Annotated in this window: 15 protein-coding genes; 8 read left to right on the top strand and 7 right to left on the bottom strand. The window is 68.3% G+C overall.

Annotated elements, in window-relative coordinates; all coding sequences use genetic code 11:
* The first annotated feature begins 569 nt into the window (after window positions 1-569).
* From Pmi06nite_RS02410 to Pmi06nite_RS02385, 6 genes are all read left to right on the top strand, one after another.
* The gene (locus Pmi06nite_RS02410) at window positions 570-2,684 is read left to right on the top strand and encodes a ThuA domain-containing protein (protein ID WP_203951141.1); all 2,115 of its coding nucleotides are present in this window, start codon (window positions 570-572) and stop codon (window positions 2,682-2,684) included.
* Window positions 2,685-2,792: 108 nt separating this feature from the next.
* On the top strand, window positions 2,793-6,107 hold the full coding sequence (locus Pmi06nite_RS02405) for a galactose-binding domain-containing protein (protein WP_203951140.1): 3,315 nt from the start codon (window positions 2,793-2,795) through the stop codon (window positions 6,105-6,107).
* A 445-nt stretch (window positions 6,108-6,552) separates the two neighbouring features.
* Window positions 6,553-7,839 (top strand): L-fuconate dehydratase, encoded by a 1,287-nt coding sequence (locus Pmi06nite_RS02400; RefSeq protein WP_203951139.1) that lies wholly within the window; start codon window positions 6,553-6,555, stop codon window positions 7,837-7,839.
* Between the two features lie 153 nt (window positions 7,840-7,992).
* The gene (locus Pmi06nite_RS02395; RefSeq protein ID WP_203951138.1) at window positions 7,993-9,039 is read left to right on the top strand and encodes a sugar ABC transporter substrate-binding protein; all 1,047 of its coding nucleotides are present in this window, start codon (window positions 7,993-7,995) and stop codon (window positions 9,037-9,039) included.
* A complete protein-coding gene (locus tag Pmi06nite_RS02390; RefSeq protein ID WP_203951137.1) occupies window positions 9,039-10,535 on the top strand; it encodes a sugar ABC transporter ATP-binding protein in 1,497 nt (498 codons plus the stop codon). Before Pmi06nite_RS02395 ends, Pmi06nite_RS02390 begins: the two co-directional genes overlap by 1 nt.
* Window positions 10,532-11,545: an ABC transporter permease gene (locus Pmi06nite_RS02385; RefSeq protein ID WP_203951136.1), complete on the top strand. Its 1,014-nt coding sequence runs from the start codon at window positions 10,532-10,534 to the stop codon at window positions 11,543-11,545. The genes Pmi06nite_RS02390 and Pmi06nite_RS02385 overlap by 4 nt, the downstream gene beginning before the upstream one ends.
* Before the next feature lie 105 nt (window positions 11,546-11,650).
* On the opposite strand, the gene Pmi06nite_RS02380 is transcribed toward Pmi06nite_RS02385, so the two are convergent.
* From Pmi06nite_RS02380 to Pmi06nite_RS02355, 6 genes are all read right to left on the bottom strand, one after another.
* Window positions 11,651-13,453: a discoidin domain-containing protein gene (locus tag Pmi06nite_RS02380; protein ID WP_203951135.1), complete on the bottom strand. Its 1,803-nt coding sequence runs from the start codon at window positions 13,451-13,453 to the stop codon at window positions 11,651-11,653.
* A gap of 129 nt (window positions 13,454-13,582) precedes the next feature.
* Complete coding sequence (locus Pmi06nite_RS02375; RefSeq protein ID WP_203951134.1) at window positions 13,583-14,560, bottom strand: substrate-binding domain-containing protein; 978 nt, start codon at window positions 14,558-14,560, stop codon at window positions 13,583-13,585.
* A gap of 28 nt (window positions 14,561-14,588) precedes the next feature.
* A complete protein-coding gene (locus tag Pmi06nite_RS02370) occupies window positions 14,589-15,587 on the bottom strand; it encodes an ABC transporter permease (RefSeq protein WP_203951133.1) in 999 nt (332 codons plus the stop codon).
* Window positions 15,584-17,071, bottom strand: coding sequence for a sugar ABC transporter ATP-binding protein (locus Pmi06nite_RS02365; protein ID WP_203951132.1), 1,488 nt, complete (start codon window positions 17,069-17,071; stop codon window positions 15,584-15,586). The genes Pmi06nite_RS02370 and Pmi06nite_RS02365 overlap by 4 nt, the downstream gene beginning before the upstream one ends.
* On the bottom strand, window positions 17,068-18,477 hold the full coding sequence (locus tag Pmi06nite_RS02360; RefSeq protein ID WP_203951131.1) for an aldehyde dehydrogenase family protein: 1,410 nt from the start codon (window positions 18,475-18,477) through the stop codon (window positions 17,068-17,070). Before Pmi06nite_RS02360 ends, Pmi06nite_RS02365 begins: the two co-directional genes overlap by 4 nt.
* 13 nt (window positions 18,478-18,490) lie before the next feature.
* Window positions 18,491-19,306, bottom strand: a complete 816-nt coding sequence (locus Pmi06nite_RS02355) for an IclR family transcriptional regulator (protein WP_203951130.1) — start codon at window positions 19,304-19,306, stop codon at window positions 18,491-18,493.
* 767 nt (window positions 19,307-20,073) lie between these two features.
* Between Pmi06nite_RS02355 and Pmi06nite_RS02350 the strand changes: the two genes are divergently transcribed.
* Window positions 20,074-20,274 (top strand): hypothetical protein, encoded by a 201-nt coding sequence (locus Pmi06nite_RS02350; protein ID WP_203951129.1) that lies wholly within the window; start codon window positions 20,074-20,076, stop codon window positions 20,272-20,274.
* A 7-nt stretch (window positions 20,275-20,281) separates the two neighbouring features.
* Window positions 20,282-20,815 (top strand): signal peptidase I, encoded by a 534-nt coding sequence (gene lepB / locus Pmi06nite_RS02345; protein ID WP_275409539.1) that lies wholly within the window; start codon window positions 20,282-20,284, stop codon window positions 20,813-20,815.
* A 3-nt stretch (window positions 20,816-20,818) separates the two neighbouring features.
* Here lepB and Pmi06nite_RS02340 read toward each other — a convergent pair whose 3' ends face one another.
* Window positions 20,819-21,283, bottom strand: coding sequence for a putative DNA-mimic protein (locus Pmi06nite_RS02340; protein WP_203951127.1), 465 nt, complete (start codon window positions 21,281-21,283; stop codon window positions 20,819-20,821).
* Window positions 21,284-21,289 lie beyond the last annotated feature (6 nt).

Genomic DNA, 21,289 nt, shown 5'->3' with positions numbered 1-21,289 from the left:
TCGGCGATCGGCGACCGGCTGACGTGCCTGCTCACCGGGCCCCTCCACAGCACAGATCCGGCGCGAGCGGACGGCGGCCGTCGGCCCGGCACACCATCGCACTTGCCCCGAATCAGGACTGTCAGGCGCAGTTAACATTGGATGTATTGACCAGTCAATAGACGTCTCACGGGTCACTGTGTCAGCGGGACCGTCCCAGAAACCCGCCCGTGCCGTCGATCAGGCAAGAGTTTTGTCGTTTCGAATTCGAAATTCAAAGATCTTGATCTCCGACACATCCGATGTATGAAGATCAATAATGCCGATCTGGATCACTGTCGGGTGTTACCCGTCTGACCGATCCGACGAATATTGACGCTTTCGTTTTGATGTGCCAATCTTTCGTCGACGGCGACAAAAGTTCCCCTGTAGTCGTTGATTCTTTTTCACTAGGTGCGGCGGCGCGCTCCTCTTTCTCCAGAAGGAGTACCGCATGTGCCCATGTGTGCCCGCCTTCGTCCCTCTCTCGGTGTCCCGGCCCGTGCCGGTGACGCCCCGTCTCGCGTCCACCGGTTGAGAGGGGCCGGCTCATGCGTGCGATCATCCGGACCGTTCTCGCGCTCGTCGTCGCCGCCGCGGCCGTCCTGACCGTGCAGGCCGCCGCTCTCTCCGCCCCGCTGACCAAGATCCTCGTCTTCTCCAAGACGGCGGGCTTCCGGCACTCCTCCATCCCGAACGGCATCGCGGCCATCCAGCAGTTGGGCGCCGCCAACGGGTTCACGGTGGTCGCCACCGAGGACGCGGCGGCGTTCACCACCGCGAATCTGGCGCAGTACCAGGCCGTCGTCTGGTTGTCGACGACCGGTGACGTGCTCAACGCCGCCCAGCAGACGGCGTTCCAGTCCTACATCGCGTCGGGCGGCGGATACGTCGGCGTCCACGCGGCGGCGGACACCGAGTACGACTGGCCCTGGTACGGCGGCCTCGTCGGCGCCTGGTTCAACTCGCATCCGGCGACCCAGCAGGCGGTCGTCCGGGTCGAGGACCGGGCCAACGTCTCCACCTCGCACCTGCCGCAGACCTGGACGCGCACCGACGAGTGGTACAACTACCGCACCAATCCTCGGGCGAATGTGAAGGTGCTGGCCAGCCTCGACGAGTCGTCGTACTCAGGCGGGGCCATGGGCGACCACCCGATCACGTGGTGCCAGGACTACATGGGCGGCCGCTCCTGGTACACCGGTCTCGGCCACACCGAGGAGTCCTACGCCGACCCCAACTTCACGAAGATGTTGCTCGGCGGCATCCAGATCGCTTCTCGTGCCAAGCCGGCCGACTGCCGTCCCGAGACCGGCTACACCCCGCTGTTCGACGGCACCCAGGCGAGTTTCAGCCGGTGGCGCATGGCGGGTCCCGGCGGCTTCACCCTGGCCGACGGCACACTGACCTCCTTCGGCGGCATGGGCCTGCTGTGGTATCCGGTCAGCACGTTCTCGAACTACTCCCTCAAGCTCGACTGGATGATGCCGGGCGACGACAACGGCGGCGTCTTCATCGGCTTCCCCGACCCGCAGGGCGACCCGTGGAAGCCGGTCGACGCGGGCCACGAGATCCAGATCGACGCCAGCGACGCGGATCCCACCCGCACCACCGGCAGCGTGTACAGCTTCAAGGCGCCCGACACGGCGCTGCGCGCCGCGGCGCTCAACCCGCCGGGTTCGTGGAACACCTACGAGATCGCCCTGCACGGCCAGCACGTCGAGATCTTCCTGAACGGCGTCAAGATCAACGACTACGTGAGCACCAGGAACATCGCGGCCGGCTACATCGGCGTGCAGAACGACGGCGACGGCGCCGACATCAACTACCGCAACATCCGGATCAAGCAGGACGGCGGCCCGCCGCCGGCGACCGACCTGGCGCAGGGCCGCCCGACGGCGACCTCCAGCGTGCAGAGCGGCAGCACCCTGACCGGGTCGCTCGCGGTGGACGGCGACGCCGCCACCCGCTGGGGCAGCGCGTACGCGGATCCGCAGTGGATCTCGGTCGATCTCGGGGCGTCCTACGCGATCAACCGGGTGCGGTTGAACTGGGAGGCGGCGTACGGCAAGGCGTACCAGATCCAGACGTCTGCGGATAACGCGAACTGGACGAACGTGTACGCCACCACCACGAGTGATGGTGGCGTCGATGACGTCACCGTGTCGGGCACCGGTCGTTATGTGCGGGTCTACGGCACGCAGCGGGCGCTGACGCAGTACGGGTACTCGTTGTGGGACCTCAACGTCTACGGCACCCCGGTAGCGGGTGGCGGGACGTTGTTGTCGCAGGGGCGTCCGACGGCCACCTCCAGTGTCGAGACCGGGAACGTGCTGGTCGGGGCCAATGCGGTGGACGGCAACGCGGCGACCCGCTGGGGGAGCCTGTATGCCGATCCGCAGTGGATCTCGGTGGATCTGGGTTCGTCCCGCTCGATCAGCCGGGTGCGGTTGAACTGGGAGGCGGCGTACGGCAAGGCGTATCAGATCCAGACATCTCCGGATAACGCCAACTGGACGAACGTGTACTCCACCACCACGAGTGACGGCGGCGTCGACGACGTCACCGTGTCGGGCACCGGTCGCTATGTGCGGGTCTACGGCACGCAGCGGGCGCTGACCCCCTACGGCTACTCGCTCTGGGAACTGCAGGTCTACGGCACCTGAGCCTCTCGGAACCACGACGTGACCGTCAGGGAGCTTCAGGTCCGCCGCGGACCTGAAGCTCCCCGGAACCACGACGCACATCCGCCTCCGCACCCCCCAGGAGACTTCGTGTTCGGTTTCGCGCGCCTTCGGACAGCCGTCGGCGCCCTCATCCTCGCGCTCGCGGGGACCGCCGTCGCGGGAGCGCCCGTTCCCGCCGCCGCCGCGGTCCCGGCCCTGCCCCTGGCGGCCACGGCCGCCCTCGCCCCGCCTCCCACGAGCGGGTTCGAGAAGGTCAAGCTGGACGGCGGGCTCTCGATGGGTGAGCCCATCGAGTTGTCGGTCCTCCCCGACGGCAAGGTCCTCTACATCAACCGGGGCAGCACCACCGGCGGCGGCCAGGTCCGCCTGTACAACCCCGTCACCAAGGCCACGACGGTGGCGCTGACCGTGCAACTCGACGCCCGGTTCGAGGACGGTCTGATCGGCATCACGATCCACCCGCAGTTCGCCGCCAACCACTGGGTGTACCTCTTCTATTCGCCGAAGGCGACGCCGCTGGTCAACCGGATCTCCCGGTTCACCTTCAACACCTCGGCAGGCGTCCTCGACCCCGCCAGCGAGGACATGATCATCGAGTGGCCGACCGAGCGTGACCTGTGCTGCCACTCGGCCGGGTCCATGGCCTGGGATTCCAACGAGAACCTGTACTTCGCGGTGGGTGACAACACCAACTCCGGCGGCGACTCGGCGGGCATGGCGCCCGTCGACGAGCGGCCGACCAGCAACCCCCAGTACGACGCCCAGCGCACGGCGGGCAACACCAACGACCTGCGCGGGAAGATCAACCGGATCCACCCGGAGAACAACGGCACCTACACGATCCCGGCAGGCAACCTCTTCGCACCGGGCACCGCGAAGACCCGTCCCGAGATCTACATCATGGGGGACCGCAACCCGTACCGGATCTGGGTCGACAAGAAGGCGAACAACACCCTCTACTGGGGCGAGGTCGGGCCTGACGCGGGCGCGACCGTCGCCAACCGCGGACCGGCGGCCTACGACGAGTTCAATCGGGCGACGGGCCCGGGCAACTACGGCTGGCCGTACTGCGGCGGTCCGAACGTGGCCTACAACGACTGGGACTTCGCGGCCAACGCCCCGCGCGGCTGGTTCCCCTGCGGAGGCACGACCGGCCCGGTGAACAACTCGCCGCGCAACACCGGCCTCCAGCAGCTTCCCCCCGCCAAGCCCTCCCTGGTGTGGGAGCAGCACGGTGGCAGCAAGGAGTGGCCCGCCCTGGACAACCCGGGCGGTTGCGGAGCACCCAACCACGCCGAGGTCTACCACTACGACCCGAACCTGGTCTCGGACGCGAAGTGGCCCGCGTACTACGACAACAAGTGGCTCATCTCCGAGTACTGCCGCAACTGGATCAAGGAGGTTCAGTTCGACAACGGCAACCCGGCCACGGGGAACCCGACCGTGATCGAGCCCGTCCTGGCTGGGATGAACCTCGTCCACCCGATCGACATGGAGTTCGGGCCCGACGGGTCGCTGTACCTGCTGGAGTACGGCAGCGGCTACTTCTCCGGCGCCGCGGACGCCGGGCTGTACAAGATCAACTATGTCCAGGGCGGCCGCTCGCCCGTCGCGTCGGCCGCGGCCGACAAGGACAACGGCCTGACGCCGCTCGCGGTGACGTTCTCCAGCGCGGGCTCGTCCGATCCCGACGGTGATCCGATCACCTACGCCTGGGACTTCGACGACAACGGCACCACCGACTCCACGGCCGCCAACCCGTCGTTCACCTACACCACCAACGGCGACAAGCGGGCGCGTCTGACCGTACGGGATCCCGCGGGTCACACGGGCACGACGGTGCTCCCCGTCGTGGTCGGCAACAACCGGCCCGCGGTCACCCTGGCGGGCATCCCCGCGGGCGGCATGTGGAGCTGGGGGGAGAACCTCACCTCGACCGCGAGCGCGACCGATCCGCAGGACGGCACGATCAACTGCGCCGACGTCGTGATCCGGGCGGCGCTCGGACACCAGGAGCACGCCCACGAGGAGGGGCAGGGCACCGGCTGTGGGTTCACCGTCAACACCGGTCCGGTGCACGCCGGCCCCGACGCCGTGCAGTTCTTCGTCCTGCGCGCCTCCTACACCGACCGAGGCGCCTCCGGCACGGTGGCGCTGACCGGGGAGAAGGAGATCTCGGTCTGGCCGAAGCAGTGGCAGGCCGAGCACTTCGTCCAGTTCAACGGTCTCAGGGTCGTCGACCAGGCCGCGGCCGAGGGCGGCAAGCGCCTCGGCGACATCCAGAGCGGCGAGTGGGTGAGGCACCACGCGGTGAGCCTGAAGGGCATCACCGGGGTGAAGGCCCGCGTGTCGTCGGCCAACGCCGGCGGCACCCTTTCGTTCCGCTACGACTCGCCCACGGGTCCCGAGGTCGCGCGCGTCGCGGTCTCCGGCACGGGAGGCTGGGACAACTACGCCGAGGTGACCGCGCCGGTCACCAGGCCCGACGACGGCACCCACGACCTCTATCTCGTGTTCACCGGGAACAACACCGGCACGAACGCGCTGTTCGACCTCGACAGCTACACCTTCACCGGCCCCGGCGTCAGCACGCCGCCGACCACCACGAGCGACCTCGCCCAGGGGCGCCCGACGGCGACGTCCAGCGTCGAGCCGAACAACGGCCGTGTGGGTTCCATGGCGGTGGACGGCAACGCCGCCACGCGGTGGAGCAGTGACTACGCGGATCCGCAGTGGATCTCGGTCGATCTCGGGGCGTCCTATGCGCTGAGCCGGGTGCGGTTGAACTGGGAGGCGGCGTACGGCAAGGCATACCAGATCCAGACGTCTGCGGATAACGCGAACTGGACGAATGTGTACTCCACCACCACGAGTGATGGTGGCGTCGATGACGTCACCGTGTCGGGGACCGGCCGGTATGTGCGGGTTTACGGCACGCAGCGGGCGCTGACGCAGTACGGGTACTCGTTGTGGGACCTCAACGTCTACGGCACCCCGGTAGCGGGTGGCGGGACGTTGTTGTCGCAGGGGCGTCCGACGGCCACCTCCAGTGTCGAGACCGGGAACGTGCTGGTCGGGGCCAATGCGGTGGACGGCAACGCGGCGACCCGCTGGGGGAGCCTGTATGCCGATCCGCAGTGGATCTCGGTGGATCTGGGTTCGTCCCGCTCGATCAGCCGGGTGCGGTTGAACTGGGAGGCGGCGTACGGCAAGGCGTATCAGATCCAGACATCTCCTGATAACGCCAACTGGACGAACGTGTACGCCACCACCACGAGCGACGGCGGCGTGGACGATCTCGTCGTCTCGGGGACCGGGCGTTACGTCCGGATGTACGGCACGCAGCGGGCGCTGACGCAGTACGGCTACTCGCTGTGGGAGTTCGAGGTCTACGGCACCTGAGCGACGGCCGGGCCGGAGTCCCTCGCGGACCCGGCCCGGCCCTGTCCGTCCGGGAGATCCGATGTTCTTTTGACTCTCACGCCTAACACGGCCTCTGGAAGCCAAGTTATCCGATGTATTCCTGCCGGAAACCTCTTGACTTGCACGCAACCAGCGGACATTCTTGGCGAAACATCGGATGTATTGGAGGCGTTGTGAAGCTGCTGCGGGTTGGTCCGAGTGGCGTCGCTCATCCACGCTCGGCCACGTCCATCGGCTTCTCGCAGCTGGATCACCGCGGTGCGGCGACTTTCCCGGCACCGGTGGAACCGGCCTCCCGTGCTCTCGCGGGTGCCTCTTTCGGGGAGAATAACCCAAAGGCGTTCTTTGAGATGAGGATGACGGCGTCCATTGGTCGGATGGATCGCTCCCACGAGGCCGGGGCAGGCCGGACGGCGGGGCAGGCGTGAAGATCACCTCCCTGGAGACGCATGACATCCGCTTCCCCACGTCGCGGGAGCGGGACGGCTCCGACGCCATGAACCCCGATCCCGACTACTCCGCCGCCTACGTGGTGCTCAGGACCGAGGACGGTCAGGAGGGCCACGGGTTCGCCTTCACGATCGGCCGCGGCAACGACGTGCAGACGGCCGCGATCAGGGCCCTCGAGCCCTACGTGGTGGGGCGTGACTGCTCCGACATCGGCGCGCTGTCGCGCGGCATGGTGGGGGACTCGCAGTTGCGCTGGCTCGGCCCGGAGAAGGGCGTCATGCACATGGCGATCTCCGCCGTGGTCAACGCCCTGTGGGACCTCAAGGCCAAGCGGGAGGGCAAGCCGGTCTGGTTGCTGCTGAGCGAGATGTCACCCGAGGAGATCGTCGGCCTCGTCGACTTCCGCTACATCACCGACGCCCTCACGCCCGACGAGGCGCTGGAGATCCTCCGTAAGGCCCAGCCGGGCCGGCAGGAGAGGATCGCGAACCTCCAGGCGAACGGCTATCCCGCCTACGCGACCTCGCCCGGCTGGCTCGGCTACGACGACGACAAGCTGCGCCGCCTCTGCAAGGAGGCCCTGGCCGACGGCTTCACGCAGATCAAGCTGAAGGTCGGCGCCGACCTCGACGACGACATCCGCCGCATGCGGGTCGCCCGTGAGGTCTGCGGCCCCGGGTTCCCCATCGCCGTCGACGCCAACCAGCGCTGGGACGTGGACACGGCGGTCCAGTGGGTCGAGGCGCTGGCCGAGTTCGACCCGTGGTGGGTCGAGGAGCCGACCAGCCCCGACGACGTGCTCGGCCACGCCGCCATCGCGCGCAGGATCGCGCCCATCCCGGTCGCCACCGGTGAGCATGTGCAGAACCGCATGGTCTTCAAGCAACTGCTCCAGGCGGGTGCGGTCTCCTACCTGCAGCTCGACGCGGCCAGGGTCGGCGGGGTGAACGAGAACCTCGCGATCCTGCTGCTCGCCGCCAAGTTCGGCGTGCCGGTCTGCCCGCACGCCGGGGGAGTCGGGCTGTGCGAGCTGGTCCAGCATCTGGCGATGTTCGACTACGTCGCGGTGAGCGGGTCCATGGAAGGCCGGGTCATCGAGTACGTCGACCATCTGCACGAGCACTTCCTCGATCCGGTCGTGGTCGAGGGCGGCAGGTACGCCGCGCCCGGCGCGCCCGGTTTCGGCTCCACGATGCGCCCCGAGTCGATCGCCGAATTCTCCTACCCCGACGGTCCCGTCTGGAGGGGCGCGAATGGTTGAGTTCGGTGAGTCGTGTTCTCCGGCCAGATGCGGTCCCACACCGTCGCGCTGGCCGGTCCGCTTGTCGGTGCCACCCAGGCACCTGACCGGCCGCGGGCGGGGACACCTCGTGTCCTCGCCTTCTACCCCCCACGTCATGAAAGGCCAAATGGCATGAAACATTTCCTCAGCGCCGCGGGCGTCGCCGCCCTCGCGCTCGCGCTCGCCGCCTGCGGTTCCACCTCGGACACCTCGACGGCGTCGGGTGGCGGCTCGACCGCGGCCGCCGGTGGAAAGGTCGGTGTCGACTTCCCCCGAGCCGACTCCGACTTCTGGAACTCCTACAACAAGTACGTTCCGGAGATGGGCAAGGAGCTCGGCGTCGACCTGATGCCGCCGACCAACTCGCAGAACGACATCGCCAAGGTCGTGGCGAACACCCAGGCGCTCGTCAGCCAGGGCGCCAAGGCCATCGTGATGGCTCCGCAGGACACCGGCGCGATCGCCTCGACGCTGCAGTCGCTCGAGGCCAAGAAGATCCCCGTCGTCTCGGTGGACACCCGCCCGGACACCGGCAAGGTCTACATGGTCGTCCGCGCCGACAACCGCGCGTACGGCCAGAAGGCGTGCGAGTTCCTCGGCGACAAGCTCGGCGGCAAGGGCAAGATCGTCGAGCTCATGGGCGCGCTGTCCTCCATCAACGGCCGTGACCGCGCCGAGGCGTTCCGCGAGTGCATGAAGACCAAGTTCCCCGGAATCACCGTCTTCGAGGAGCCGACGGAGTGGGACGGCACCAAGGCCGCGTCCATGCTCCAGACCCGCCTCGAGCAGAACCCCGACATCAAGGGCATCTACATGCACGCGGGCGGTGTGCACCTGGCCCCGACCCTGCAGGTGCTGAAGGCCAAGAACCTGATCGTCCCGCCGACGGACCCCAAGCACATCTTCGTCATCTCCAATGACGGCATCCCGCAGGAGTTCGCCGCGATCCGTGACGGCTCGATCGACGCCACCGTCTCGCAGCCGGCCGACCTGTACGCCAAGTACGCGCTCTTCTACGCCAAGGCCGCGGTCGAGGGCAAGACCTTCCAGCCCGGCCCGACGGACCACGACAGCACGATCATCCAGCTGCCCAACGGCCTGGAGGACCAGCTTCCGGCTCCGCTCGTGACCAAGGACAACGTGGACGACCCCGCGCTCTGGGGCAACCAGGTCAAGTAATGACAGTTACTGAAACGGCGGCGGTCGAAGCGCGTGGCATCACCAAGCGCTTCGGCCCCACCGTCGCCCTCAACGACGCCGGAATCGTGATCACCCCCGGTGAGACCCACGCGCTGGTCGGCCGGAACGGCGCAGGCAAGTCGACCCTTGTCTCCATCCTGACCGGGCTCCAGCGCCCCGACCTCGGCGAAGTGCTCTTCGCCGGTGAGCCGTCGCCGCCGCTGACCGACAGGGACGCCTGGCGTCGCCGCGTGGCGTGTGTGTACCAGAAGTCGACGATCATCCCCTCCCTGACCGTCGCCGAGAACCTCTTCATCAACCGGCAGACCGAGCGCGGCCCGATCAACTGGCGCGCCCTGCGCGCCCGCGCCCGGCAACTGCTCGACCAGTACGGCGTGGCGGTGGACGCCGACTCCCTCGCGGGCGACCTCAACGTCGAGGAACGGCAACTGGTGGAGATCGCCAGAGCGTTGTCCTTCGGCGCGCGGTTCATCATCCTCGACGAGCCCACGGCCCAGCTCGACGGCCCGGCCATCGAGCGGCTCTTCGAGCGGATGCGCGACCTGCGGAACCAGGGCGTGACGATGATGTTCATCTCGCACCACCTGGAGGAGGTCTACCAGGTCTGCCAGAGCGTCACGGTCTTCCGCGACGCCCGGCACGTCGTCACCGCCCCGGTGGCCGATCTCCCGCACGACGAGCTGGTCAAGGCGATGACCGGCGAGGAGACCCAGGCGTACGAGTCCAAGGCCCGGGAGATCGACGGCGGGGCGAAGGTCGTGCTCTCGGCGTCCGGCCTGCGGTTGAAGGACCGCTATGAGGACGTCGACCTCGCCGTGCGCTCGGGGGAGATCGTCGGGCTGGCGGGCTCCGGCAGCAGCGGAAAGGTCGGCCTGGCGGAGTCGCTGGTCGGGCTCCGCAAGCCGGACGGCGGCGACGTCACGGTCAACGGGACGGCGATCCGCCCCGGAGACGTGACCGCCGCGCTGAAGGCGGGCCTCGGGTTCGTCCCGCAGGACCGCCACCACGAGGGGTTCGTGCCGCTGCTGTCGATCGCGGAGAACGCGACCATGCCCATCGCCCACAAGCTGGGCAGGTTCGGCATGATCTCCGGAGAGCGCCGCAAGGCCCGCGCCACGACGATGATCCAGGATCTGGACATCAAGACCACCGGGCCGGACCAGCCGGTCGGCGACCTGTCCGGCGGCAACGCCCAGAAGGTCGTGCTCGCCCGCGCGCTGGCCGACAGCCCGGCGGCGCTCGTGGTGATCAACCCCACCGCCGGCGTCGACGTCAAGGCCAAGCAGTCGCTGCTCGGCGCGGTCGAGGACGCGACGGCCAGGGGAACGGGCGTCCTGCTGGTCTCCGACGAGCTGGACGACCTTCGGATCTGTGACCGGGTGCTGGTCATGTTCCACGGCAAGGTGGTCAAGGACGTGCCACGAGGCTGGAGTGAGAACGATCTCGTGGCGGCAATGGAAGGTATCGACTCATGACCGAATCGGCCGTGCCCGACTCCCTGGCCGTCAGGTCACGCGGGACGGGTCTGAAGCTCGGCAGGTTCAGGGACCTCACGCTGGTCCCGGTTATCATCTTGCTGCTGATCGTCGGCTCCTTCGCCGACCCGGTCTTCATGACCACGGGCAACCTGACCAACGTGCTCCAGCAGCAGTCGGCGCTCGCGCTGGTCGTGCTCGCCGAGGCGCTGGTCCTCATCGCGGGTAAGTTCGACCTGTCGCTGGAGTCGACCGTCGGCCTGGCTCCGGCCCTCGCGGTGATGCTGGTCATCCCGACGTCGGCGGGCGGCTTCGGCCTGGGGGTGCCCGTCGCGCTGGCGATCCCGCTGTGCCTGCTGATCGGGGCCGCGGTCGGCGCGTTCAACGGTTTCCTCATCCTGCGTTTCCAGCTGTCGGCGTTCATCGTCACGCTGGCGATGCTGATCGTCGTCCGAGGCCTCCAGACCGGCATCACCGGAGGCAAGAGCCTGTTCGCCCTGCCCCCGTCGTTCCTCTACCTCGGCAGCGCCACCTGGCTGGGCATCCCCGCGGCCATCTGGATCACCGCGGTCCTGTTCGCGGCCGGCATCGTCGTGCTCCGCTTCTTCCGTACCGGCCGGGCGCTGTACGCCATCGGCGGCAACGCCGACGCGGCACGGGCGGCGGGCATCCGGGTCGAGCGGGTGACCTGGGTGGTCTTCGTGATCTCCGGCACCCTTGCGGCGGTGGCGGGAATGCTCGAGACCGGCAGGCTCGGCGGCATCAGCGCCAACCAGGGCGACGGCTGGATCTTCATGGTCTTCGCCGCCGCCGTCATCGGCGGAGTCAGCATGGACGGCGGCAAGGGCACCATCCTCGGCGCCCTCACCGGTGTCCTCGTCATCGGCCTGGTCGAGAACATCCTGACCCTCAAGGGCGTCCCCGGCGAGTGGAGGAACCTCGTCTACGGCGCCATCATCCTGGTCGCTCTCATGATCAGCCGTCTTGCCGGAGGCAAGGCGCAAGATTGAACGGCCGGCCGTACGGGCTCCGGAGGACGTGCGGCCGTCACGGGAGGACAAGAGGAAGGGCACCGGTGCGATGCGCCGGTGCCCTTCTTCTGCGCCGTACGGCCGTCAGGAGGCGTAGGCCTCCAGTTCGAAGATCCGGGCGGCCTTGTCGGAGTCGCTGGTCGGCGTGATCACGTTGACGCGCACGTACCGGGCGTCGAGTGGCGTGAACGTGTGGGTGGTGACATTGGCCGTGTTGCCGCGCACCGTCGCCACCGTCGTCCAGGTCGTGCCGTTGACACTGGTCTGAAGGTCGAAATCACGGGTGTTCCAGCTCGTCTTCTCACCGCCCGCACCCGAGTGGCGCACGACCAGCCGGCCCACCTTGGTGGTGGACTGCAGGTCGACCCGCAGCCACTTGCTCGCCCCCAGCGAGCACCACTTGTCGGACGTGCCGCCCGTCCAGCTGCCGTTGACCGCCTTGGCCGGGCTCTCGGCGGCCGCGCACTGGCTGTCCGCGGTGGCGGGCCTGTTCAGCGCCAGGTTCGTGGTGCTCGTCTGCTGGGGGACGTAGAGCCGGATGTCGGTGAGGCTCGCGCTGCCCTCGTAGACGTTGGTGTACAGGTCGCCGATGACGAAGTAGTCGGGGTACTGCGACCCGGCCGGCCACTGGTTCGGCCACGTCGTGCTGCCGTGGGCGTCGTTCTGCACGAGGCTCGCGTTGTACCTGCCGTCGTACTCGCCCGGCTTGACGTTGTAGTGCCAGATCGGGTCGTTGCCGACGATGAAGTTGCGGTGGAAGCGCAACGTCTTCTGCCCCGCGCGGGCGAAGTTCCCGCTGGCCTCCAGCGTGTAGCCGGTGGCGTCCCGCTCGATCGCGAACGTGTAGAACTGGTTCGGCATGAGCTCGGGCTGCAGTTCGGCGGCCGACGACAGTTGCTGCTCGGCGACGCCGCCCGAACAGCTCGTCATGAACCACTGGGAGTTGCCGGCCAGGCCGCCGGGGCCGGGGGTCCAGTTGGGCAGCCCGCTGATCCACATGTTGACGGTGTTGAAGCTGCTGTCGCGGTAGTTGTAGTACGTGTTGTTCGCCGAGTTGCAGACCCGGCCGCCGGTGCCGGTTCCCACCCGGTCGGGGTGCTGGGAGAAGGCGTCCATCAGCACCTTGCGGTGGTAGTGCCAGAAGTGGTTGTTCCGCGGGGCGGGGTTGGCGAAGTCGACGATCGACAGGAAGTGGTAGCCGTTGTAGCCGTAGTTCCCCTCCCTGACGTTCTGCCATTCGCAGTAGGGCACGGACGCGTCGCCGGTCCAGCCGGGTGACCGCGATCCCTCACCCCAGGGGTGCTGGGTCTTGCATCCCGCGGTGGAATACCCGTTGATCCGGCCGCCGTAGTTGATGGTGCCGTTGCGCTTGCCGCCGAAGTCGAGGGTCTTGAGCTTGTACTCGATGCGGTACTGCTCGGGCAGCTTGTTGGTCGGCCGGAAGATGGCGCCGCCGGTGGACTCCGGCACGTTGAGCACCGCGACGTGTTCGGCGCCCAGGGTCTGGGTGGTGATCGACGGCGGCGACTCGAGCACGCCGTCCTTGTTGAAGTCGCGGGCCGACAACGAGGCCGTCAGCCAGCCGTTCTGGCCGACGGTGAACTCCTTGCGGTAGGTCGCGAAGGAGTTGAAGGCGGTGTTCCACGCCGGGCCGTAGTCGTTCTGGTACCACAGCCCCGAGTCGTCCATGATCGTGTCGAACGGCTGGCTGTAGGTCTCCTTGACCCACGGGGCGTTCGCGCCGGTGAGCGGTGCGGAGAAGTCCTCCGAGTAGAGGAGGGTCCATCCCGGGCGGGTGGGGTCGTCGGCCGAGGCGGGGACGCCCGCGGCGAACGTCGCGAGGCTGATGGCGGTGGAGGCGATCGCGGCGAAGGTCGTCGCGCGCACGACCCTCCTGGCTTTGCTTCGCATGGTGCTGCCCTTCGGTCGGGGAGCGTCGCTCCGCGTGACGCCGGAGGCGTCGTGTGGCCGGTCGGGGGTGGCGTCGCCGCACGCCACCTGACCGCGGGCTGACTGTCAGAAACTTCCGTCGGGGTTCTGGTACTTGGCCGCGTTCTCCTTGGTGATCATCGGAGAGGGCACCACGGTGTCCTTCTCGACCTGGGCGCCGCCGAGGATCTCGACCGCGCGGTCGAGTCCCATCGCGCCGATGACGTCGGCGTCGTTGAGGCCGGTCACCAGGTAGTTGGTGCCGTCGAGGATCGCCTTGAGCGCCTCTGCCTGCCCGTCCACGCCGGCGATGATGATCTGGTCGGCCTTGCCGGCGTCCGCGATCGCGCGCTGGGCGCCCAGGCACATAGCGTCGTTCTCGCAGAACACGGCCTTGAGGTCGGAGTCGGTCGCCAGCAGGCTCTCCATCACGGTCAGCCCGCCGTCGGATCCCCAGTTGCCGAAGTCGGGGGCCTCGACCAGGGTGATGCCCGCCTTGCTCTGGAGCACCGACTTGACGCCGTTCGTGCGGGCCAGGCCGATGCTGTTGTCGGCGGGGCCGCCCTTGATGATGGCCACCTTGCCGCCGTCGGGCAGCTTCTGTGAGAGGAACTCCCCGTTCTGCCGTCCGATCGCCTCGTTGTCCGGGCCGATCCAGCTCGTGTACTCGCCGGTCTGGAACTTGCGGTCCACCAGGACCACCGGCTTGCCCGCCGTCTTGATCGCGTTGAGCGCCGCGGGCGCCGACTCCAGCGGGCCGCCGGAGATGATCACCGCGTCGACGTTCTTGCTCAGCAGGTCCTCGACGTTGGAGGCGAGCTTGGCCGCGTCCCCGTTGGCGTCGGTGCTGATGACCTCGATCTTGCCCTTCTTCTTGGCCTCCGCGGCGATCGCCTTGTCCATGCCGCTGAAGTAGGGCCCGCCCAGCGTGAAGTTGGCCACGCCGATCGTGTAGGAGCCGTCGCCGCCCGCCGTGGCGGTGTCGCCGGACCCGGATGAGCAGCCGGCCAGCCCGGCGGCGAGGACGCCGGCGGCCAGTAGACCGCTGAGTTTCTTCCCATTCATGTAGGGGCCTCCCATTGGTGGTGACTTATCAGGAGCGCACCCGGTTGGTGCGCTGGACGAGGATGACGGCGATGATGATCAGTCCCTTGAGCACCTGTTGCCAGAAGCTCTGCACGCCGTACAGGTTGAGCAGGTTGTTGATCAGAACGAGGACGAGCACCCCGCCGAACGTGGCACGCACCGAGCCGCGCCCTCCCGCCAGGCTCGCGCCGCCGATGACGCAGGCGGCGATCGCGTCGAGCTCGAACGCCACCCCGACGCTCGGCTGGGCGATCCCCACCCGGCTCGCCAGGACCACGCCCGCGAGCCCGGCGCACGCGCCGCTGATGGTGTAGGCCAGCACCACGTGCCTGCGCACGTTGATGCCGGCGAGCCGTACGGTCTCGGCGTTGCCGCCGATCGCCACGATGGAGCGCCCCGGGGGAGTGCGGGTCAGGAAGACGCCCCCGACCAGGAAGACGGCGAGCATGATGAGGGTGCTCACCGGAACGGGCCCCAGCGTCGCCGATCCGAGCGTGAAGAATCCCGGGTCCTCGGGGGCGATGGGCACCTCGGAGTAGACGAAGGCGAGCCCCCGGATCGTGGTCAGCGCGGCCAGCGTGACGACGAACGGCGCCAGCTCGAACCTGGCGATCAGCGCACCGTTGACCAGGCCGAAGCCGATGCCGGACACGACGCCCACCGCCATGGCCACCGGGATCGGCAGGCCGGAGACGAGGCCGGCGGTGACGATGCCGGAGAACGCCACGATCGAGCCCACCGACAGGTCGATGCCGCCGGTGAGGATGACGACGAGCATGCCGAACGACAGCAGGCCGGTGGTGACCATCTGCTTGAGCAGGTTGGTGATGTTGGTCGGGGTGAGGAAGGTGTCGGCGGTGAGCGCCGCCACCAGGACGAGCGCGGCGATGAGCGTGACGAACGCCGCCGCCATCGTGACGTCCCGTCCGCCCACGACCAGCCGGGGGACCCTGCGCCCCCGGGGATCGGTCGTGGTCGGCGCCGGCTCGGTGAGCTGCCCGGTCATGCGGCCTGTCCAATCGCGTGCGCGAGGATCTCGTCCTCGGTGGTCCGGTCCGAGCGCAGCTCGCCGGTGACACGGCCCTGGTTCATCACGAGGATCCGGTCGGTGGCGCCCAGCACCTCGGTGAGGTCGGAGGAGATGAGCAGGACGGCGAGGCCGTCGCGGGCGAGATCGTCGATCATGCGGTAGATCGCGATCCGCGTCGACATGTCCACGCCCCGCGTCGGCTCGTCGAGGATGAGCACCCGCGGCTCGGCCAGCAGCCACTTGGCCAGGACGGCCTTCTGCTGGTTGCCGCCGCTGAGGTTGACGACGCGCATCGAGGCGCAGTGGGCCGGCTGGATGCTCAGCCGATCGATCATCTCCTCGACCCGCTCGCGCCGCCGCGCGGCGTCGATCAGCGGGCCGCGCCGCATGCCGTACATCGTGGTGAGGCCGATGTTGTCCAGCACGCTCATGCCGCCGACCAGGCCCGTGCGCTTGCGGTCCTCGGTCACCAGCGCGAGCCCGGCCGCGATCGCGTCGGACGGCGCGCGGAACCGCACGTCTCCACCCGCGATCTTGACCTGCCCGGACGTCGCGGGCTCGGCGCCGAACACGCACCTGGCCAGCTCACTGCGGCCGGAGCCGACCAGGCCGAACAGTCCCACGATCTCCCCGGCGCGCAGGGTGAAGGAGACGTCCTCGAACTCGCCCCGGCGGGTGAGACCGTGGACGCTCAGCCTCACCTCGCCCGGCTCGGTGCGGCGGTCGGGGTAGATTTGCTCCAGACGCCGCCCGGCCATGAGACCGATGAGCTCGCTCTCGCTGGTCCGCGCGGGCTCGGTCGTCGCGATCACGCGGCCGTCCTTGACGACGACGATGGACGTGGCCAGCTCCATCACCTCGGCGAGCCGGTGGGAGACGTAGATCACGAGCACTCCGCGCTCGCGAAGCCGCCGGATGAGCGCGAACAGCGACGCGAGGTCGCTTCCCGCGAGGACGGCGGAGGGCTCGTCGAGCACCAACACTCTGGGCTCGCTGACCAGCGCCTTCGCGATCTCCACCATCTGCTGCCTGGCCACCGACAACCGGCCCGCGAGGGTGCGCGGGTCGATCGCGCCGAACCCGATGCTCTCCAGTAGTTCCTTCGCGCGGGCGTGCGCCGCCGCCCAGTCGATGAGCCCCCGCCGCTTCGGGAAGTTCCCCATCAGCAGGTTCTCGGTGACCGAGAGACCGGGGACGATGGAGAGCTCCTGGTAGACGGTGCGGATGCCGCGCGCGTGCGCGTCGTGCGGAGACCGGAACTCCACCGCCTCGCCGTCCATCCGCATCTCGCCGGCGCTCATGGACTGCGCGCCGGAAAGGATCTTGATGAGGGTGGACTTGCCGGCTCCGTTCGCGCCGACCACGGCGAGCACCTCACCGGGACGCCCCACGAGGTCGACCCCGTGGAGCACCTCGACGCCGCCGTAGTCCTTGCGCACGCCGCGGAGCTCGAGGGTCATCCGAACGCCTCCATCACGAGCACCGTCTTCTGGCGGGTGAAGTCGAGGACCGTCTCGTGCAGGCCCTCGCGGTAACCCCCGGTGTCCTTGGTGCCGCCGAACGGCAGGTTCTCCGCGCGCAGCGCGGTCGAGCCGTTGATGACCACGCCGCCGACGTCGAGGTTCCTGGCCAGGGTGAACGCCCGGGAGACGTCCCGCGTGAACACCGCGGCGTGCAGGCCGTACGGCGACTCGTTGGCCATCCGCACCGCATCGGCGGGGTCACCGAACCTGGCGATCGGCGCGACCGGGCCGAAGATCTCCTCGGCGAACGCGGGACTGGACACCGGGACGTCCACCAGCACGGAGGGGTCGACGAACGCCCCGCGCCTGGTGCCTCCCGCGACCAGGCGGGCGCCGTCCTCGACGAGCCTGCCCACGGCGGCCTCCACGCGCTCGGCCGCCTCCTCGGTGATCAGCGGGCCGACGTCGGTCGACTCCAGCAACTGGTCGCCCACCGTGAGCTTCGCCGTCTGCGCGAGCAGCGAGGCGACGAAGGCGTCGTGCACGCCGTCCTGCGCGTAGACCCGCTTGACCGCGCAGCAGATCTGGCCGTTGCCGCGGGCGAGCCGGCCGAGCACCACCGCCTGGGCGGCCTCGTCCACGTCGGCGTCGTCGCAGACGATGAGCGCGTCGTTGCCGCCGAGCTCGAGGAGGACCTTCTTCAGCGTGCCCGCCGCCCTGCGGGCGATCTCGCGACCCGCGTTGGTGCTGCCGGTGAGGCTCACCGCCGCGATGCCGGGCAGATCCGCCAATGTCTGGGACACCTCCACCCGGCCGGTGACGAGCTGGTGGGCGTAGCGAGGCGCGCCCGCCTGCTCCACGAGCTCGGCCACCCGGATCAGCGCGAGCGGGCAGTGCGCGGGGGGCTGGACGACGACGGCGTTCCCGGCGGCGAGCGCCGCGGCCGCCTTGTGCGCGTAGAGCTCGACGGGGTAGTTGAACGGCACGAGGGCCGCCACGACCCCCAGCGGCTCCCGCATGGTCACCGCCAGGTGTCGTTCCAGGCCCGGAACGGCGTCGAGCGGGATCTGGCGGCCGAACAGCCGGGTGGCCTCTCCCGCGTATCCCCGGAAGATCCGGATCGCGGCCTCGACCTCGCCCCTCGTCTGCTGTACGGGCTTGCCGTTCTCCTCGGCGAGCAACGTGGCGAGGCCCTCCTGCTCGGCCTCGATCAGGTCGGCCACCCGGCGCAACAGGCCGGCTCGCTGGTGGGCGGGCATGGCGGCCATCGCACGCTGCCCCTCCTGGGCGTCGTCGACGACCCCGGCCACCGCCTCCGGGGTCATGGCCTCCACTTCCCCGAGTGCTCTTCCCGTGCCGGGATTGCGGACGGTCATGGCCGGTCCCGCTGACGATTGGGACATCCTGGTCGACTCCTCAGATTCGTGTGTTGTCGCGTCCGTTGGGTGTTCTGGCGTCTGCTCTGGCGCGCCGGGGGATCACGTAACCGATCCGGCGGCTGATGTCGGCGGCCATGGCGAGCGCGGTCGGCGCCAGGCGGTGGCAGTCGTCGAGGCTGAACCGGTTGGCGGGCGCGGAGACGCTGAAGGCGCCGACGGGCTGGCCGGAGGCGTTCATGATGGGCAGCCCCACGCAGCGCACGCCCTCCTCGTTCTCCTCGTCGTCGATCGCGTAGCCGCGGTCCCGCACGACGCGGAGCTCGGCGAGCAGCGCGTCGCCCGTGAACGTTTTCGGGGTGCGCCGGTCCAGGGGGCCGGCCAGGATCTCCTCGGCCCGCCGGTCGTCCAGCGAGAGGACGGCCTTGCCCATCGCGGTGCAGTGCAGGGGGGACCGGCTGCCGATCCGGGAGACCAGCCGGACCGACTTGGCGCTCTCGACCTTGTCGACGTAGACGATCTGGTTGCCGACTGGCACACCCAGATGGACGGTCTCGCCGCTCAGCTCGACCAGCTCGACCAGGTACGGCCGGGCCGCCGCGCGCAGGCCGTCCTCCTCGAGGTACTGACCGGCCAGCGTGATCAGGGTGACGCCCAGGCGGTACGAGCCCGCCGCGTCGCGGTCGAGCACGCCCAGCTCGAGTAGCGACGTCACGTACCGGTGCGCCGTGCTGACCGCGATGCCGGCCTGGCCCGCGAGCTCACCCAGCGAGACGCCGGCCTGGCCGGCTTCCGACACGGCATTGATGAGCTCGAAGGCCTTGTCGACACTTGAGGATTTCCGCCCGCTCTTCATTCGAGTAACTCGAATCCATTTTCATATTTCTGCACTATTTTCGCGATGGTTACACCCGAAATAGGTCATGTCAACCCTTTGGGTGTGGGGCTAATCGACGGGAGGAGAGAGGTGTGGCAGGCGTTGCCGTACGAGCTGGTTGAGCTGGGCAGACGTGTGTATTCAGAAGGTTTCTTGTCGAATCGCGCGCATGGCGGGCCGAATTCCTCCGTGCGACTGAATTATGTCTTTATGTACGATCCGTCACTCGGGCTGCTGCCTCGTAGTGACCTATCCCGTATGCGCCTATCTCGTAAGCACCAAAACCATTACCGTCGGTCCATTACCGATTTATCCCCCCACCCGCCATTCCCCACCGCCACCACCACCCCCCGCCCGCCACCCCCGCGTGATCATGCACAGGTTCGTGGGAACGTCCCCCGACCAGGCCTTTCTCTGCCGTGATCATGCATACTTTCGGGAAAATGGCCGTTGACCTGCGGCGATACCGTTCGTGATCATGCATGAACGGGCGCGCTGGGACTGAAGCCCTGGCGCAGGGCGTCCAAGTCAGGACCTCGATTTCGCTACCGTGACCGCTGCGTCGCTGACGGACGCCACTGAGGGCATGGCGAGCGCCTACCGGCGGCATGGGTTCGACGTTCACAACGTGCGTGGCACGCCCCGGCTCGGCCGGCTGATCGTCACCGATCCAGTGATCGAGCAGTCTTGCGCGGTAGACCTGATGAAGGGGCCTGTTCGAGGACGGCTTTCAGCTGGAGAATCTGGTGTTCCGCCTGGAAACGGGGCTGTCCCTGGACGACCCCGTCTTCACGGACTACGGCCTGAACGCCGACGACGTCCAGCAGGTGCGGCGCTTTGCTCTCGACTGGTATTCCGACCTGTGCCTCCGCCTGGCGGAGGGCGACATCGATTCCGATCAGGTTGCCCGGAGCCGTATCCACCGATGTGGGGTACTAGCCCGATAATGCCTGGGTGAACTCTCGTGGGCTGAGTGCCCTTATCGTCGGATTGATCACTTTTTCGGCCACCGGCTGTGGTGTCGCGTACCGATTGACGGGGAGGGAGGCGTTCGACATCCCCGGCATTTCCATGGAGCCGACGATCAAGAAGGGGGAACGCGTCGTCGCCCATCTGACGGATGGGGACTACGCGCCGCACGAGGGCGACGTCATCGTGTACAAGGCCCCGCCGTCCTGGAGCAACGGGAATCAGAGTGCGCTTCGCATCTCCCGAGTGATCGGCACGCCGGAGGTCGACGTGCGATGCTGCGACGACGCCGGACATCTCGATCTGGACGGCAAGCCGCTCAGCGAGCCCTATCTCGCCACGCGCGCCGCGTCCGCGGTCGATTTCGACGTCGTCGTCCCTCCGGGGCGCCTGTGGGTCATGGGGGACAGCCGCGACGTGTCCATGGATTCGCGGGCTCATCTAGCCGACTCGGATAAGGGGACGATCTCGGTTGCGGACGTCGTCGGTGTGGTCGACGTGCCCGATCGGGCGGGATGACGCCTACGCGAAAGTGATCGCGGCCCCTGTGCTGATCGACGTACGGGCGGCGGCGATCAACCGCAGACAGCTGAACGACTCCACCCTGTACTGCTGCCACAGTGCCGAGGGGTCGCTGATGGCGCCTTCCGCGGCGTCGCACACGGCGTCCGACCACGGGTCCAGATCGTCGGGAAGCTCGAGTAAGCGGGCGAGCCGGAGACATTCGTCCAGCAGCCGATGGGACGAGCCGAGGTAACCGCCGGAGACCCGCTCATCGATGATCACCGGCTGGAAGTCGACGGGAACGTAGTACCCGTACATCTGCTCGTCGTAGGCCTCATCAGGGTCGACGTCCGGCTCGTGCCAGGTGGGAAGGCCGGCCGCCTTCAGGGTCGCGGTGACCATCGCGAGCTCGCCCCGATAGTGCGCGACTCCCTCCTCGTCGTCCAGAGCCGTGAGGATGCCGACGAACACGTCCAGTCCCATGGAGCA

Origin of the sequence: Planotetraspora mira (assembly GCF_016863275.1) — a bacterium.
Taxonomy (GTDB): Bacteria; Actinomycetota; Actinomycetes; order Streptosporangiales; family Streptosporangiaceae; genus Planotetraspora; species Planotetraspora mira.
The sequence above is the reverse complement of the archived record's forward strand: the minus strand, read 5'-3'. Positions and strand labels throughout refer to the sequence as shown.